The 16,840-nt window shown below is 67.5% G+C and carries 15 protein-coding genes; 9 read left to right on the top strand and 6 right to left on the bottom strand.

The features are described 5' to 3' along the window. The first annotated feature begins 115 nt into the window (after positions 1 to 115). Genes ASF63_RS07210 through ASF63_RS07220 form a run of 3 tightly spaced genes read left to right on the top strand, consistent with a single transcriptional unit; the run spans position 116 to position 3,987 of the window. Positions 116 to 1,165, top strand: coding sequence for a LacI family DNA-binding transcriptional regulator (locus ASF63_RS07210; protein ID WP_056511385.1), 1,050 nt, complete (start codon positions 116 to 118; stop codon positions 1,163 to 1,165). 36 nt (positions 1,166 to 1,201) lie between these two features. Further along, positions 1,202 to 3,040, top strand: coding sequence for a glycoside hydrolase family 2 protein (locus tag ASF63_RS07215; RefSeq protein WP_235560728.1), 1,839 nt, complete (start codon positions 1,202 to 1,204; stop codon positions 3,038 to 3,040). Then, the gene (locus ASF63_RS07220) at positions 3,031 to 3,987 is read left to right on the top strand and encodes a glycoside hydrolase family 43 protein (RefSeq protein WP_235560729.1); all 957 of its coding nucleotides are present in this window, start codon (positions 3,031 to 3,033) and stop codon (positions 3,985 to 3,987) included. The genes ASF63_RS07215 and ASF63_RS07220 overlap by 10 nt, the downstream gene beginning before the upstream one ends. Before the next feature lie 16 nt (positions 3,988 to 4,003). Here ASF63_RS07220 and ASF63_RS07225 read toward each other — a convergent pair whose 3' ends face one another. Together ASF63_RS07225 and fdhD are read right to left on the bottom strand one after the other, a co-directional pair. Beyond that, entirely contained in the window at positions 4,004 to 6,349 is a 2,346-nt protein-coding gene (locus tag ASF63_RS07225; protein ID WP_200933985.1) for an FdhF/YdeP family oxidoreductase, read from the bottom strand. Further along, complete coding sequence (gene fdhD / locus ASF63_RS07230) at positions 6,339 to 7,229, bottom strand: formate dehydrogenase accessory sulfurtransferase FdhD (RefSeq protein ID WP_056511393.1); 891 nt, start codon at positions 7,227 to 7,229, stop codon at positions 6,339 to 6,341. Before fdhD ends, ASF63_RS07225 begins: the two co-directional genes overlap by 11 nt. Positions 7,230 to 7,358: 129 nt before the next feature. On the opposite strand from fdhD, the gene ASF63_RS07235 reads away from it, so the two are divergent. Together ASF63_RS07235 and ASF63_RS07240 are read left to right on the top strand one after the other, a co-directional pair. After that, entirely contained in the window at positions 7,359 to 9,188 is a 1,830-nt protein-coding gene (locus tag ASF63_RS07235) for a substrate-binding and vWA domain-containing protein (protein WP_056511396.1), read from the top strand. An 8-nt stretch (positions 9,189 to 9,196) separates the two neighbouring features. Beyond that, entirely contained in the window at positions 9,197 to 10,198 is a 1,002-nt protein-coding gene (locus tag ASF63_RS07240) for a hypothetical protein (RefSeq protein WP_056511401.1), read from the top strand. 7 nt (positions 10,199 to 10,205) lie between these two features. On the opposite strand, the gene ASF63_RS07245 is transcribed toward ASF63_RS07240, so the two are convergent. Beyond that, entirely contained in the window at positions 10,206 to 10,901 is a 696-nt protein-coding gene (locus tag ASF63_RS07245; protein ID WP_056511404.1) for an ABC transporter ATP-binding protein, read from the bottom strand. Then, positions 10,898 to 11,968, bottom strand: a complete 1,071-nt coding sequence (locus ASF63_RS07250; RefSeq protein ID WP_056512841.1) for an FtsX-like permease family protein — start codon at positions 11,966 to 11,968, stop codon at positions 10,898 to 10,900. Before ASF63_RS07250 ends, ASF63_RS07245 begins: the two co-directional genes overlap by 4 nt. Positions 11,969 to 12,134: 166 nt before the next feature. On the opposite strand from ASF63_RS07250, the gene ASF63_RS07255 reads away from it, so the two are divergent. Both ASF63_RS07255 and ASF63_RS07260 read left to right on the top strand, forming a co-directional pair. Continuing rightward, positions 12,135 to 13,319: a sensor histidine kinase gene (locus ASF63_RS07255; protein ID WP_056511408.1), complete on the top strand. Its 1,185-nt coding sequence runs from the start codon at positions 12,135 to 12,137 to the stop codon at positions 13,317 to 13,319. Beyond that, complete coding sequence (locus ASF63_RS07260; protein ID WP_056511411.1) at positions 13,316 to 13,942, top strand: response regulator transcription factor; 627 nt, start codon at positions 13,316 to 13,318, stop codon at positions 13,940 to 13,942. The genes ASF63_RS07255 and ASF63_RS07260 overlap by 4 nt, the downstream gene beginning before the upstream one ends. 44 nt (positions 13,943 to 13,986) lie before the next feature. On the opposite strand, the gene ASF63_RS07265 is transcribed toward ASF63_RS07260, so the two are convergent. Together ASF63_RS07265 and ASF63_RS07270 are read right to left on the bottom strand one after the other, a co-directional pair. Next, a complete protein-coding gene (locus tag ASF63_RS07265; protein ID WP_157534266.1) occupies positions 13,987 to 14,685 on the bottom strand; it encodes a hypothetical protein in 699 nt (232 codons plus the stop codon). Between the two features lie 25 nt (positions 14,686 to 14,710). Next, a complete protein-coding gene (locus ASF63_RS07270; protein ID WP_056511421.1) occupies positions 14,711 to 14,983 on the bottom strand; it encodes a type II toxin-antitoxin system prevent-host-death family antitoxin in 273 nt (90 codons plus the stop codon). A gap of 121 nt (positions 14,984 to 15,104) precedes the next feature. Between ASF63_RS07270 and ASF63_RS07275 the strand changes: the two genes are divergently transcribed. Then, positions 15,105 to 15,350, top strand: a complete 246-nt coding sequence (locus ASF63_RS07275) for a hypothetical protein (protein ID WP_056275758.1) — start codon at positions 15,105 to 15,107, stop codon at positions 15,348 to 15,350. Continuing rightward, the gene (locus ASF63_RS07280) at positions 15,347 to 16,336 is read left to right on the top strand and encodes an SRPBCC family protein (protein WP_056511424.1); all 990 of its coding nucleotides are present in this window, start codon (positions 15,347 to 15,349) and stop codon (positions 16,334 to 16,336) included. Before ASF63_RS07275 ends, ASF63_RS07280 begins: the two co-directional genes overlap by 4 nt. The last annotated feature ends 504 nt before the right edge of the window (positions 16,337 to 16,840 follow it).

Raw genomic sequence — 16,840 nt, forward strand, 5'->3', positions numbered from 1 at the left:
GGCGAACCGGAGCGGGATGACCGGATACCCCAGCCGTGCTCGCAATTTACAGCGCTGGAATTTTGTTGTCAAGGTAGTATCACGGTTGACGACGTAGCGACCAATTGGAGACCGCATGGGTGTGCGCTTGCAGGATGTCGCGGAGCTCGCCGGCGTCTCGATGAAGACCGTGTCGAATGTGGTGCGCGGATACGAGCACGTGAGCGCATCGACGCGCGAACGCGTGCAGCGCGCGATCGACGAGCTGGACTACCGGCCCAACCTCATGGGCAGACGCCTCGCGACCGGCCGGACGGGCCTGCTCGCCCTCGCCTTCGCGAACGTCGCGCTGCCCTACTTCGCAGAACTCTCGCGCGCTGTCTCGGCAGCGGCAGGAGAGGCGGGCTACCGGGTGCTGCTGGAAGAGACCGATGGGACGCTGGAGGGCGAACGGGCCGTGCTCACCGGCTCGGAATCCGGGATGGTGGACGGGATCCTGTTCCAACCCTCGGCGATGTCATCCGCCGAGATCTCACGCCACCGCAGCGATCTGCCGATGGTCATCCTGGGAGAAGGGGCCGCGCCCCTCCCCGTCGATCGCGTGATGATCGACAACTTCGAAGCCGCTCGCACCGCCACCGCGCACCTCGTCTCACTGGGGAGGCGGAGGATCGGATTCGCCGGCCACGAGACCCAGGAACTGTCGTCGACTTCTCTGCAGCGCATCGCGGGATACCAGCAGGCGCTGGAGGATGCAGGACTGCGACCTGACCCGCTGCTGCTCTTCCCCAGCCGAGAGATCTCGCCCTCCGGAGCAGTCGAGGGCGTCGGGCGCGCGATCGATGGTGGCGCCGAATTCGACGGACTCGTCTGCCGCGACGACCTCGCGGCCATCGGCGCCCTGCGCGCCCTGCACGAGCGCGGCCGACGGATCCCCCACGACGTCGCCGTAACTGGCTGGGATGACATCGAGTTGAGCCGAGTGACGTTCCCGAGTCTCACGACCATCGCTCCGGACCTTCAGGAGCTTGCCCGCCGCGCCGTCGAGATGCTCGCGGAGCGGATCTCCGGGTTCTCCGCAGCCGGACGCCACGAGCTGGTCGGCTACCGCTTGGAGGTCCGAGAGAGCGCGCCTTTCGCCCCCGGATCCGACTCTGCACCTACCTCCGTCTTGGATTCCGCCTAGTTTACAGCGCTGCATATTTGATGCATGCTGGTCTGCATGCTGAGAATCGATGCGCCGCCGCTCCCCACCGCGAGCCAGGGGGACGGAACCTACCCGCGTCCTCAGCTGGTCCGCACCGAATGGAGCGACCTGACCGGCCGATGGGGCTTCGCCGTCGACGACGACGACCGCGGCATCCGAGAGAGATGGTTCGCGAATCCTGCGTTCGAGACGTCGATCGTGGTGCCCTTCCCGCCCGAGTCGTCGGCGTCGGGCATCGGCGATCCGCGCCCCCACACGGCGCTGTGGTACCACCGCGTCCTCACACGCGACGAGGTTCTGGCCTCGGGCCATCGCGACGGACGACGTCTCATCCTGCGCTTCGGAGCAGTCGACTACCGCGCTGTCGTCTGGGTCGACGGGCATCGTGTCGGGTCGCATGAGGGAGGACACACGCCGTTCTCGGTCGACATCACCGACGCTCTCGAGCTCGGGAACGGGGGCCATGTCGTGGTCCGCGTCGAGGATCGGGCGACGGATGTCGCCCAGCCCCGCGGCAAGCAGGACTGGCGTGACGAGCCCCATGCGATCTGGTACCACCGCACGAGCGGCATCTGGCAGCCGGTCTGGCTCGAATCCGTTCCCTCCGGCCCGGCGATCGAGTGGATCCACTGGCGCGCTGATCTGCCGTCCGGGCGCGTGCACGCTCGCATCGGCCTCGCCGGTCCGCCCTCGGCCGAGTGCGTGGTCGAGGTCGAGCTGCGTCATGGCGACACCCTGCTGGCGTGCGCCTCGAGTCTCACCCGCGAATCCGAGGTCGAGATCGACATCCCGCTGCCCGGTCAGGAGAACGGCCAGGCCTATGAGGAGCTGCTGTGGTCGCCCGAGAGCCCGCGACTCCTCGACGCCGTCATCCGGACCTCGGACGACGGAGCGCCACTCGATGCGGTGTCGTCGTACCTCGGCCTTCGATCGACCAGCGTCGATCGGCGCCACTTCCTGCTCAACGACAGACCGCGATTCGTCCGCTCAGTGCTAAGCCAGGGATATTGGCCCGACACTCATCTCGCCGCCCCGTCGGCGCACGCCCTGCGCGAAGAGGTCGAGCTCATCAAGGAACTCGGCTTCAACGCTGCCAGAGTGCACCAGAAGTTCGAGGATCCGAGGTTCCTCTTCTGGGCGGACCGGCTCGGGCTCATGATCTGGTCTGAGGCGCCCGCCGTCTTCGCCTTCACGTCGACCGCCGTCGAGCGCACGGTGCGCGAATGGCTGGAGGTCGTCCACCGAGACTTCTCGCACCCCTCGATCGTCACCTGGGTGCCGCTGAACGAGAGCTGGGGCGTTCAACACATCGCGCACGACAGTCGCATGCTGCACCATGCTCTGGCGCTCGTGCACCTGACGAAGACCCTCGATCCGACCCGCCCTGTCGTGTCGAACGACGGGTGGGAGCAAGCCGACACCGACATCGTGGCGATCCATGACTACGAGGGCGATGGCGACGTGATGGCTGCGCGCTACAGGGATCGGAGTGCCGTCGACGCGATGATCACGGGCCTCGGACCGGCGGGCAGGCGTCTCGTGCTCACAGGTGACGTCGACGATGCACCCGTGATGCTCACGGAGTTCGGCGGCATCTCCTTCGACGTGCACCGCACGGATCACGCCTGGGGCTATACGAGCGCCAGCTCCGACGCAGACTTCCGTGAGCGGCTGAGCTCGCTGATGACCGCGATCCACGACAGCGACGCCCTTGCGGGGTATTGCTACACCCAGCTCACCGACACGCTTCAGGAGACCAACGGCCTCGTCGGAGCCGACCGGGTCCCCAAGCTTCCCGTGGACGAGCTGCGCGCGATCATGGTGGGGCCGAGAGGGGCGCAGCCGTGGGTGTGAGGATTCGCGAGAGGACGGGCGATGCCGGCCACCGTCCCGTGCATCCCGGCTACTTCGCTGACCCTTTCGTTCTTCGCCTACCCGACGGCACTTATGCGGCGTACGGAACGAATCCGACGGCGACGTCGACCGAGGGAGTCTTCGAGGTCCTGCTGTCGAACGATCTCGACACGTGGCGCAGTGCCGGTCTGGCATTGGTGCGGCTCAGCCCTGAGACGGGCGACGAGTACTGGGCGCCGGAGGTCTGCTTCCGCGACGGCGCGTGGTGGATGTACTACTCCGTCGGGCACGGCATCAGCGGCCATCATCTGCGCGTCGCCCGCGCGGCTGAGCCGACGGGCCCGTTCCATGATCTGGGCGTGAATCTCACGGCTGACGAGACCTTCGCGATCGACCCGCACCCGTTCCAGGACGCCGACGGGCAGTGGTACCTGTTCTTCGCGCGTGACGTGCTCGACGCGGAGCGGCCCGGCACGCATCTCGCCCTCGCTCATCTGCCCGCGCCCGCGCAGCTCACCGAGGCGCGGAGCGTCCTCGAGCCCTACGCCGATTGGCAGATCTACGAACGAGCACGCCCGATGTATGACGGGACCTTCGATTGGCACACTCTCGAAGGTCCCGCTGTGGTGCACAGGCAGGGGAGGTACTGGATGACGTTCTCCGGCGGCGCATGGACGGGTCCCGGGTACGCGGTGTCCTGGGCGTCGTCAGCGAGTCCGCTCGGCCCGTGGACCGCTGCACCGTCGTCAGCGCCTCCTCTTCTGGAGTCGGGCAGCTCGTTGATCGGCCCTGGTCATAACTCGCTCTTCATCGGGCCGGACGGGGGCGACCGCATCGCTTTCCATGCGTGGAACGCCGATCGGTCCGTGCGGCAGATGCACGTCGCATCCATCGACTTCGCGGTTGAGGAGCCCGGCCCTCAACGGGAAGTGCGCGACCGGCTCTAGTCGCCGACGAGCGCGTTCACGACCCGCTGCGCGCGACGGTCACCTGGATGCTCTTCATCAGCGGCTGATCGCTCTGCACGCTGAAGTCCTTGCGACCGATCAGCGCGTTCATCTCCGGCATGTATCCGGCGGCGCTGCCGCGGGGCAGGTCGTACGGCACGGCCCGGAACGCGCGCAGCATCCGCGTCGAGCCGTCTTTCGAGGTCGACACGATGTCGACCAGATCGCCCTCGACGAGCCCGCGGTCGCGCATGTCGTCCTCATGCAGGAAGACGAGCTCACGCAGGTTCTTCACCCCGCGATAGCGGTCGTCGTTCGAGTAGATCGTGGTGTTCCACTGGTCGTGCGAGCGCATCGTCTGCAGCACGAGAGTGTCGTGCGATTCGGGGATGACGTCGGGCAGTGGCGCGTGCGAGAACTCCGCGCGGCCCGACGGCGTCTGGAACACCCGTTCCCTCGCCGGCTGGGGAATGCGGAATCCGTGCCTGTCGCCGACGAGCTCGTTGAACCCCTCGAAACCCGGCAGCACCTCGGCCATCACGTCACGGATGCGGGCGTAGTCGCCGACGTACCAGTCCCACGGAGTGGCGGTGTGCGGCAGGGTCGCCTTCGCCAGCCCCGCGATGATCGCGGGCTCCGACTTCAGGTACGCGGATGCCGGCTGCTTGCGACCCATCGAGAGGTGCACCATGCTCATCGCATCCTCGACCGTGACACCCTGCGGACCCTCCGTCTGCTGGTCGCGCTCGGTGCGGCCGAGACAGGGCAGGATCAGCGCCTTCTCGCCGTGCACGAGGTGGCTGCGGTTGAGCTTGGTGCTCACCTGCACCGTGAGGCGGCACTTCTCGAGCCCCTGTGCCGTGAACGGAGTGTCGGGGGCCGCGAGCACGAAGTTGCCGCCCATGCCCACGAACACCTTGACCCGTTCGTCATGCATCGCCTCGATGGTGCGGACGGTGTCGAGCCCCGGATGCCGCGGCGGATCGATGCGGCAGACCTCGGCGAGGCGATCGAGCCAGGCATCCGTCGGCCGGTGGTCGATGCCGCAGGTGCGGTTGCCCTGCACATTGCTGTGGCCTCGGATCGGTGAGGGCCCCGCACCCTGGCGGCCGATGTTGCCCCGCAGAAGCAGCAGGTTGACGATCTCGCGCACCGTGTCGACGCCGTGCTCGTGCTGACTGACGCCGAGGCACCAGCTGATGATCGTGCGCTCCGCGGTGAGGTACACGGCGGCGGCTGCACGGATCTGCTCCTCCGTCAGCCCCGACTGCGTGACCAGGTCTGCCCACGGCGTCGCCTCCACCAGCGCGCGGTACTCCTCCACGCCCTGGGTCAGGGCACCGAGGAACTCGGTGTCGAGAACCGACGGGTCAACAGCGGCGGCCTCGAAGACCACCTTCGACATGCCGCGGATCAGCGCGAGGTCGCCACCGGGGCGCACCTGCAGGTTCATCGTGCTCGTGCCCGTCGCCTTGAAGCGCGCCATGTCGACGAAGTCGTGCGGCACGATCGTGCGGGTGGCGCCGGCCTCGACGAGCGGATTGACGTGCACCACCTGGGCGCCGCGCTTCACGGCATCCGCCAGCGCCGTGAGCATGCGCGGAGCATTGGATGCCGCGTTGACGCCGAGCACGAAGAGGGCGTCGCAGTCGTCCCAGTCGTGCATGTCGACCGTGCCCTTGCCCGTGGCGATCGACGCCTTGAGCGCCCGGCCCGATGCCTCGTGGCACATGTTCGAGCAGTCGGGCAGGTTGTTCGTGCCGTACTCGCGCACCATCAGCTGGTACAGGAACGTGGCCTCATTGCTGAGTCGGCCCGATGTGTAGAAGGCCGCCTCGTCTGGACTCTCGAGGCTCTGCAGCTCGTCGCCCACCAGCGCGAACGCGTCGTCCCACGAGATCGGCACATAGTGGTCGGTGGCCGCGTCGTAGGTCATCGGCTCGGTCAGGCGCCCCTGATCCTCGAGGTCGAAATCGGGCCAGGTGGCGAGCTCGGTGACCGTGTGCTCGGCGAAGAAACGACGGTCGACGCGCTTGCGCGTCATCTCCCACGTCACATGCTTGATGCCGTTCTCGCAGATGTCGAGCTTGAGGTTGCCGAGATCGTCCGGCCACGCGCAGCCTGGGCAGTCGTAGCCCGAGACGGGATGGTTCATCTGCAGCATCGCGAGCGGACCGGCGATCGGCTCGCGCTGATCCAGCACCACTCGCCCCACCGACACCGCCGCACCCCACCCGGCGGCCGGGTGACCGTAGGGCTTGCGGGACCAGGCCCGATCGGTGCGGGGGCCGTATCCGCCCTGGCGCGGTTCGACCGGCATCAGGCCGAAGGCGGTGCCCGAGGTTCCCTGGCTATCGAGCATGACTGGCTCCCTCCGCGGCGGGCTCGGACGTGCCGACCCCCTGGCCGTCGACACGCACCCGATGCGCGTGCGTGTAGATGTTCATGGATCGCCCTCGCACGAAACCGACGAGCGTCACCCCCGACTCATCAGCGAGCTCGGCGGCAAGCGAAGAGGGAGCAGAGACGGCACTCAGCAGCGGGATACCGGCCATCGCCGCCTTCTGCACCAGCTCGAAGCTCGCCCGCCCCGACACCTGCAGGATCTGCCGGCGCAGCGGCAGCCGATCGTTCAGCAGCGCCCAGCCCACCACCTTGTCGACGGCGTTGTGCCGGCCGACGTCTTCGCGCAGCACGAGCAGCTCACCCGTGTCGGCGTCGAACAGTGCAGCAGCGTGCAGGCCGCCGGTCTTGTCGAATGCCGCCTGCTCGGCGCGCAGCCGGTCGGGGAACGCCGCGATCTGCTCAGGTTCGATCCGGATGTCGTCTTCGGCGATCGGATGCTGCGACACGGTGCGCACGGCATCGATGCTCGCCTTGCCGCACACCCCGCAGGAGCTGGTCGTGTAGAAACGCCGTGCGGCCTCGGGATCAGGCAGCGCGACTCCGTGCGCGAGGCTGACGTCGAGCACGTTGTAGGTGTTCTCCTGGCCGCCGGTGCCCGGGCCGCCGCAGTGGATCGCGGAATGGAAGTCGGAGGTCTGCGCGATGATCCCCTCGGACACGAGGAACCCGGCCGCCAGCTCGACGTCGTGCCCCGGAGTGCGCATGGTCACCGCGAGCGGCGCACCGGCGACTCTGATCTCGAGCGGCTCCTCGACGGCGAGCGTGTCGGCGCGACGACTCGCACCCTCGCCGAGGGTGAGTTTCAGAATCGGTCTCCGCGTCGTGATCCGCCCCACACGAGCGAGCGTACCTCCCAGGTCGCCGGATCGGGCGGGTCACCGGATCGGGCGGGTCACGAGATCAGACGGGTCACGAGATCGAACCGATCCGTGATCGTGGGCGCGATACCTGGGTAGCCTAGGCGCATGAGCGCGCCCCGCAACGCACGACGGACACCCGCCGCCCTCGCCATGGCGGCGATCGTCGCCCTGGCTCTGACCGCCTGCACCGGCGGTGGCGGCGAGAACGGCACCACGAGCGACGGCGGACAGGGCTTCCCCGACGACGGCTGCACGCACATCGCGGTCGCGACCTCGTCGGAGAAGGTCAACATGCTCGACGAGCTGGCCAAGGCGTTCAAGGACTCGCCCGAGCACGAGGGGCTGGAGACCTGCGCCACCGTGCGGCCCACCAACGTCTCCTCGGGCAACGCGACGCGCTTCCTCACCTCGGGCGACGACTGGCCGAGCGACGACCGGTCACTGTGGCCGACGCTGTGGTCTCCGGCATCCACCGTCTGGACCGACCGCGTCGCCGCAGCCGCGTCGGCCGGCCTCGTGGGCGAGCCGAAATCGTTCACCCGCACCCCCGTGGTGTTCGGCATGCCCGAGCCGATGGCCACCGCGCTCGGCTGGCCCAATACCCCGATCAGCATCACGGACCTCGAGAACCTCTGCCAGGACCCCGCCGGATGGGGCAGCGTCGGCAAGGACATCTGGGGCGCGTTCAAGATCTCGAAGACGAACCCGAACACCTCCACCACGGGCCTCTCGACGATCCTCATGCAGTCGTACGAGGCGACCGGCAAGGCCGAAGGCCTCACCGCGGCCGATGTCGAGGCTTCGGCCGACTTCTCCCGCGTGTTCGAGGAGTGCGTCATCCACTACGGCGACACGACCGGCAACGTCCTGTCGACGCTCTATGACGAGACCCAGAACGGCTCGAACGGCTCTGCCTACGTCTCGGCCGTCGCGCTGGAGGAGACCTCGCTGCTCAACTACAACCAGGGCAACCCCGATTCGCACACCGTGCAGCCGGGTGAAACTCTGACCCCGCCGAAGACGAAGCTCGTCGCGGTATACCCCGCGGGTGGATCCATGTGGTCGGACAACCCGATCACCGTGCTGGGCGCCGACTGGGTCACCGCCGAGCAGCGCACTGCCGGCGAGGCCTTCGCCGAGTTCGTGCAGACCACGGCGGCGCAGAAGATCCTCCCCGACTACGGATTCCGCCCGCTCGACGAGTCGGTGCCGCTGGGCGACCTGTTCACCGCGAAGTTCGGTGTCGACCCTGCGCAGCCCGCAGTCACCCTGCCGAAGCCCGAGGTCGACGTGATCTCCACCGCCATCGATCAGTGGACGCAGGTGCGCAAGCCCTCATCTGTGCTCGAGCTCATCGACATCTCAGGATCCATGGACGACCCGATCGGCGACGGACGCTCGCGCCTCGACGGGGCGATCGAGGGCGCGCAGTCGACCCTGAACCACTTCCGCTCGACCGACGAGATCGGCGTGTGGGCCTTCACCACCGGCATCTCCTCCGACGAGGGGGAGGGCATCCAGGTGCTCCGCGACGTCAGTGCACTCGGATCCGATGGCGAGAAGCTCGACTCCTCGCTCGACGACCTCCGGTACGCGCAGCGCAACGGCACGCCTCTCTACGATTCGATCCTGCTCGCCTACGAGGCGATGAGCGAGCGCGCGGAACCAGGGCGCATCAACGCGATCGTCGTGCTGTCGGACGGCGAGGACACCGACTCGAGCATCTCGCTCGACTCGCTCATCGCGAAGATCGGCAAGAGCACGAAGGAGGGCGGTGACGACGCCCCCGTGCGTATATTCCCGATCGCGTATGGAGAGGGTGCCGACACGTCTGCGCTGCAGCGGATCGCCGATGTGACGGGCGGCCAGCTCTTCGACGCCTCGAATGCCGAGCGCATCGACCTCGTGTTCGCCTCCGTGATCAACAACTTCTGAGGGTCGCGATGCCGTTTCTCTCCGCGTCGAACAATCCCTGGATCGAAGATGCCGTCGAAGGCATATCCGGGCAGAACATCTACGTCGACTCCGACGTGTCCGGTGGCCAAGCCATAGCCGACGCGCTCTCCGGGGTCGTCCCTGGCGACGGCTCGATCGCGGTGGTCGTGCTCCCTGCGGATGCCGCACGCGACACCCCATACAGCACATACGTCCTTGAGCAGCTCACTGCGGGCGCGAGCCAGAAGACCGTGATCGTCGCGATCGGAGACGACCTGCAGGCGGCTTCGGCTGCGATCGGCGATGACGCGCTGCGGATCGCTAACGAGAACGAGTCCTCGGGTTCGAACCTCCAGGACCAGCTCGTCGAGACGGTGCAGGAGATCTCCGCAGAGACGCCGACGTCGCCGGGCGGCGGCGATGCCGGAGCCGGTGGAGCGGTGATCCCGCTCGTGATCGGCGGGGTCGTGCTCGTCGCGGCCGCCGTGACGGCTTTCGGCCTGATCGCCCGTCGCCGGCGTCGCACGGCCCCGGCTTCGGCGGATCCGGTGCCCGCCGGCATCCGTCTTCGAGTAAACCGTCTGCGCGAACTCCGAGCCGACTACGCCGCGGTTCCGGGCAGCCCTGTCGCTGCCGAGACCGCCGCAGGCATCGACGCCCTCGCCTCGCACGTCGAACAGCTGTTCATCCGCCTCGACGCCAAAGCGGGCGAGGATCAGAGCGTGCTCGCCGAAACCGAATACTCCGACAAGCTCGCCCGCCTGGTCGCCGCCCTCGATCGCGACTACCTGCTCGACCTGCTCACCCGACCCGATCTGTGGGACGCCCCCGACGAGCGCATCGCCGAGGTGCGCGAAGCGCTGTCGGCCGTGAGCACGCAGATCGTCGACAACATCAAGCAGGTCAACGCGCGAAAGGGGCTGCTCTTCCAGGTGTCGCTCGACTCGCTCATCGGTCGCAGCGAGCTGCGCGACTGGGAGCGTCAGTTCAACCAGCGATCCGGCGACTAGTCGCCGCTCAGCGCCGCGGAACGGCGGCGTCGACCACGCGACCGTCGACGAGGTGCAGCACCCCATGCATGCGCGGAAGGTGCACGAGGTCATGCGTGACGAGCAGCGTCGAGGTGTTCCGTTCGTCGGTGAGCCGCAGGATGAGATCGATGATCTTCGCCCCGCGTTCCTGATCGAGAGCGCTGGTGGGCTCGTCGACCAGGAGTACGCTCGGGTCGTTCATCAGGGCTCGAGCGATGTTGACTCGCTGACGCTGTCCGCCGGAGAGCTGGTGTGGTCTCTTGTGACCGTGATCGGCGAGGCCGACCGCGGCGAGCAGCTCATCCGCACGAGCAGCCGCCTTGGCGCGTTCGCGTCGGCTGTGCGGGGCCCCGAGCTCGTTCATGACGCTCAGCTGCTCGCGGGCAGTCAACGAGGGGATGAGGTTGGGCTGCTGGAAGACGATCCCGATCCGGTCCCGCCGCAGACGCGTCGCTTCGGCCGCACTGAGTGCCGTGACGTCGCTGCCGTCGATGAGGATCTCGCCGGAATCCGGGCGCAGCAGGGTGCCGGCGACGGCCAGCAGGCTCGACTTGCCTGAGCCGCTGGGGCCCGTGATGCCGGTGACGGTTCCGGGGTGGGCGGTGAGGGATACGCCATCCACAGCGGTCACCCGTGAGTCGCCGTCGGGGAAGGTCAGGGTGATGTCGTTCAGGCAGATCATCGGTTGCTCCCGAGGGCGGTGAGGGGGTCGGCTGAAGTGACGGAGCGCAGAGCGAAGGCGGCGCCTGCGAGGCCGAGGGCGATCATGATGCCACCCGGAAGGATCGTCGTGAGAGGGCTCAGCAGGAACGGAAGGGCGCTGCCGGCGAGCAGGCCGAGCACGGTGACCAGCGCCAGCCCTGTGCCGATGCCCACCAGCAGGACGATCAGCGCCTGGCCCAGGGCGTCGCGGATCAGGGATCGTGTGCTCGCACCGAGCGCCTTGAGGACGGCGACATCGCCCTTGCGCTGCATGGTCCAGACGGTGAAGAAGGCGCCGATGACGAGTCCCGAGATGCCGAAGAGCATGGCCACCATGAGCAGGAGCGATCCGATCTCGGAGCGGAAGGCGCTCAGCGCCGTCAGCGACCCGAGGGTCGTCTCCGAGATCGTGTCGTTCGCCGCATCCGCGGCATCCCAGTCGGGGTCGCCTGAGACGGCGAGGACCGTGGCGTAGGCGTCGGGGTTGCCGGTGGATGCCGAATACGCCTGCCAATCCTGCAGAGTCATCTGCACGACCGGCGTGTGGCTGTACCAGGCGTCTCCCTCGACGGTCTCGACGTCGTAGGAGACGCCGGCGATCTCGATCTGCTCTCCGACCTTCACACCGAGCGCATCCGCGGCGGGCACCGACAGGCTCACCCGACCGTCACCCGAGGGCGCTCCGGCGTCGAAGCCGGGCTCGACACCGAACACCGCGATCGCGGCACGGGTGTCGTCGGTCTCCGCGCGGGTCTGGCTGATGCCGAGGGGGCGCGCGTCGGCCACGCCATTCGTCGATGCCCATTCCTTCGCCTGCTTCTCGGTGATCTTGGAGTCGGCGAAGCTCGCCGCGCCGTCGCCACCCGAGGGGGCCGAGAACACGATGCGGTCTGCGGGCAGCGCGAGCACACCCGAGACGTTCTGGATGGCGAGGCCTCCCGTCAGTCCGCTGAGGAACCCGACGAGAAGGGTGATGAGGGCGACGACGGAGCCGATGAGGATGAATCGCCCCTTGGCGAAGCGAAGATCGCGTAACGCGACGAACATGACGGTTGCCTTTCCTGTCTCCGATGCGGCGACCATTCCACTTTCGCCGTCGGCGTCGTCGCGGTCATCGGCCACCGGGACGGGCTTTTCGCACCCAGGATGAGGACGCCTCGATCGTCCTTTCGGACGATGCGGCGGCTCGGTGCGGCGGCGTAGAGTTCGATCCATGGCGCATACCGCTCTGACCCCGGTGTTCGTGGGTCTGCGGACGGGCCTTCACGTTCTCTTCTTCGCCCTGACGGGGGTCGTCATCGCCCGTGCGGTGCTCGATCCCTCGGACTCGAGCGTCTCCGCGATCGTCCTCGCGCTGATCGTCGGCGCGACATACGCCTCGGGTCTGCTGCTCGCTCGACTCTCGCACGGGCGACGGGTCATGTCGCTGATCTGGTTGGCGCTGCTCTCGGCGGAATGGCTCGGCCTGCTCTGGGTGAGCGCCGATGCCGCCTACCTCGTGTTCCCCCTGTTCTTCCTGTTCCTGCACCTGCTCGGGCGTTGGGCGGGATCCGCCGCGATCCTCGCGGCGACGATCATCGCGGTCTACGCACTCGGCATCCACGGCGGGTGGAGCGTCGGCGGCGTCGTCGGCCCGTTTGTCGGCGCGGGTGTCGCCCTCCTGATCGGCCTCGGCTACCAGGCTCTCGCTCGAGAGGCGCAGCAGCGCGAAGCGCTGGTCACCGAGCTGCTCGCGACCCGCGGGCAGCTCGCCGCACGGGAGCATGAATCGGGCGTCCTCGCGGAGCGCGCCCGGCTCGCCCGCGAGATCCACGACACGCTCGCGCAAGGGCTCTCCAGCATCCAGATGCTCCTGCACGCCGCGGAACGCGTCGACGACACGCGCCCGGGGATCGAGCACATCCGGCTCGCGCGCGAGACGGCCGCTGCGAACCTCGTCGAGGCGCGACGGTTCATCCGCGAGCTGACACCTCCGCAGCTCGACGACCAGACCCTCGGCGGGGCGCTGCGTCGACTGGCCCGCACGCAGTGGGCGACGGAGGGGCTCGACGTGCACGTGCGGGTGTCCGACACGATCGTCCTGCCCATGCACCTGCAGACAGCACTGCTGCGCATCACGCAGGGTGCGATCGCCAACGTCATCCAGCACGCTCACGCCACAACCGCGACGGTCACCATCAGCATCGACGGCGAACGCCTCCACTTCACCGTCGACGATGACGGCACCGGATTCGATGCGGCGCTCCCTGAACCGGGGACCGCCGAGAAGTCTGATTCCTTCGGCCTGCGCGCCACCGCCGAGCGAGTGCAGCAGTTGGGTGGCCGGCTCGAGATCGATGCGGCATCCGGCCGGGGAACGACGCTCACCGTCGACCTCCCGCTCACGGAGTTCGCATGATCCGCCTCGTCATCGCCGACGACCACCCCATCGTCCGCGCCGGGCTCACGGCCCTGTTCAGCCTCGAGCCGGATCTCGAGGTGGTCGCCGAGGCAGGCACCCCCGATGAGGCAGTGGCCTGCGCCGAGCGTGAGAACCCTGACGTGGTCCTGATGGACCTGCAGTTCGGTTCCCAGACCAAGACCACAGGCGTAGACGCGACTCGACGCATCCGTGCGCTCGAGGCTCCGCCTTACGTGCTCGTGCTCACGAACTACGACTCGGATGCCGACATCCTCGGCGCCGTCGAGGCCGGTGCGAGCGGCTACCTGCTGAAAGACGCCCCGCCGCACGAGCTGACCGCCGCCGTGCGCGCGGCGGCCGCAGGAGAGAGCGCGCTCGCGCCGGTGATCGCCTCCCGACTGCTCGACCGCATGCGCGCGCCGCGCGTCAGCCTCAGCAGCCGCGAGATCGAGGTGCTCGAGCTCGTCGCCGCCGGACGATCGAACAGCGAGGTGGCAGAACAGCTCTTCGTCAGCGAGACGACCGTGAAGTCGCATCTCGCACACATCTTCTCGAAGCTCGATGTCAGCTCACGCACCGCCGCGGTCTCGGCGGCCCGTCGGAAAGGCATCCTCCGCTGAGATCCGGCGCGTCGCGGCGGATCCTCCATGCGGACATCGCTGACTCACCGGTGAGCGCGGTGGGCACCCGCATGCTCTTTCGCGCGGATGCATGGGGCGTTCGCCATCGGCATCCAGGCGCCGCACCGAGGCGATCGTCTCGAGGTGAAGACCCGGTTCGGGGTCGCGCTCGTGGCGACTCGCTCCATCGCGACAGCGAGCGCTGCGCGCGTATCGAGTTCCCCTGATTCCCAGGCTGCGGCCATCGCCGCCGTGAGTTCACTCTGAGTCAGTCGTCTGGCGATGTCCTCTTCGAGGATGCCGGCCGCCACTGCCGCCTTCACCATTCCCACCGGTGCAGGTTCTTCGAAGTAGTCCCACTCCTTGAGGCCCAGACGTTCCTTCGTCTCCTCGAGCAGCTTCAGCGCATCCCAGATCTGCGTCTGCTCGGCCTCGCTCAGCTTGCCCGAGTGAATCAGATCGTGCGCCTCCGCGTAGACATCATCGTCCCGACGCAATCCGATGGTGATGATCTCGATCGCGCCCACGCCGTCATGCATCTTGGCTCGGAAGATGATGCGGTAGGCACGCTGGCATGCCTCCACGGTGTTGAAGCCGACGAGGTTCGTCCTCCCGTGATTCGAGAGGCGGTGTTTTCCCTCGGGCGCGGCGAAGAGCCCGGCGATCGTGTCGAAGACCGTCTCTCGTTCTGAGAGGTTCACGTTCGCAATGAGCCAGTCGATGCTCTCTGCGCTGAACGTCACCTCTGCCTGATCGTCGGGGAACCGTTCACCCGGCTGCAAGCAGTCGCTCCCTCGCCTCATCGACCCCGAGCATCGTCGAGCGATCCGCGACCAGACCGGCTGCAATGCTCAGAACCTTGAGCTCGGCTTCGCGCAGCAGACGACGCTGCTCGTCGTACTCAGCCGCGGATACCACGACAGCAACCGGCTTGCCATGGCTGGTCAGCTTCACCGGCCGATCCTGCGCCTCGGAAGTGAGGAAGCCGACGCCTCGTCTGGCTGCGACTGTCGAAGACATCGTGAGAGGCTGGGTGGTCATGACACCATTTTACGCCCAAATATGTAGAAGTGTGTAGAAGCATTCCGGTATGTGCTGACCGCCGGCACGCTTAGAGCAACCAAGGTTGACAACTCCCCCTATAGCAACCTAAGTTGACAGCATGGAGTCCTCCCAGATCGCCGCGGTCGCAGCGGACACGAGCGACCCGAGAACCGGCTTGCGGGCAGTCGCGTCGTTGCGCGTGCTCGCAGACACTCTGGAGCTTCGACAGGTCGAGGCTGCCCTCCGCTCGGGTATGAAGTGGCAGGAGATCGCCGATGCACTCGGGGTGACCCGGCAGGCCGTCCACAAGAAGCACTCCAAGCGAGTGGACCCCACGATCCCGATCTCGAGGAGGAACTCATGAGCAAGTTCGTTCGCGTCGCTCAGACGAGCCAGTCTCTGTCTCTCGCCGCTATGGAAGAAGCATCGCGACTAGGGCTTCGCACCGCAGACATCGAGCACCTGTTCCTCGCCCTCGTCATCAACGACCAAGCCGCGGGACGGGCACTGCGCGACGTCGGCATCGATCTCGGCACCGCACGAAGCGCCGTCGAAGCACAGCACGCAGCACAACTGGCGTCACTCGGCATCGAAGCGTCGTTTCCCGAGGCAGGGCGCATCGTCTTCCACGAGACCGACGGGTACGAGTGGAGCAAGCGCGCTTCTGACCTCATCGCACGCTCAGCCGAGAAGGACAAGGCGGGCGACGCCGCTGCGGTGCTCCGAGAACTCGTGGCCGAGCCGAGCGGCTTGATCGCCGTCGTACTCGAGCGACTGGGCACCAGTCCCAATGCGCTGCTCGAGCAGCTCGACGCCGTCGACTCGTCCCGGCGGGCGACCGCGCCGGCCACGCCCGCGGTGAGTGGCCGGATCTCAGGGTCGACGGAGACCTTCGTCCCCGCACCGATCGAACAGGTATGGGACTACCTCGCCGAGCCGACGAACGTTCCCCAGTGGCAGATGAGTGTGGGTTCGATCGAGCATGCAGAACAGGATGCCGCCGCCGGCGCGGTGTGGACGGGCCTCGCACGCGAACGACGTCCCGATGGGAAGCTCGTGAAGGTCAAGCCCGAGTTCCGTCGCCGCCGTATCGAGCTCGTCGCGGCGCACCGGCCGGACACGATCGCATGGAGCTTCGCGTACCCCGATGCTCCGCGGAGCAATGCGGCTCTCGCGGAGTTCACCTTGGCTCCCACCAACGGCGGTACTCAGGTGTCCATTACCACGTCTTGGTCCCGCCGTCCCGGTTGGCGAAGGGTGGTGGGATTGCCCCTGCGCCCGATCCAGAACTTCATCGTGTGGATCACCCTGTTCCAGATCGGCGGCGCGATCAGCCGAGCATTCCGCTGAGCGAGGCGACGTGACCTAAACCTGCGGGTCCGCTGCGACTCTCCGCGCCTTCCGGGCCTTCCGCGCGCGATGGTCTTCCCGCGCGGCGCTGATCACGCCGGCGATCGCGAGGGCGATGAGAAGCGTCTGGATCGTCGCCAGCACCGGCGTCAGCGGTCCCAGGTCATCGCCGGACGACATCGCCTCGGCGGCACTCGCCTCTCCGCCATGACATCACCTTCGGGAGCGAATGAGCCGGTGATGTTGCCCAGCACAGCAGCGAACAGGATGTAGATGACGAGGGCGAGCAACCCGACCCAGAAGCGCCGCGGCACCCGGTCCCCGGTTCGCGAGTGGGTGTCATCCTGGGGTTGCGACATGCGTCGGCGGCCGTCCCTCAACCATGCGTCGAAATGCTGATATGCCAGCAGTGATGATCTTCAGCGTAATGACACCAGAGCGCGCGCGGCGTCGCCCCCGGTCGTTGAGCGAGCAGCGAAGCAGCGAGACGAAACGCACCACGTC

Source organism: Microbacterium sp. Leaf320, assembly GCF_001423485.1.
Taxonomy (GTDB): domain Bacteria; phylum Actinomycetota; class Actinomycetes; order Actinomycetales; family Microbacteriaceae; genus Microbacterium.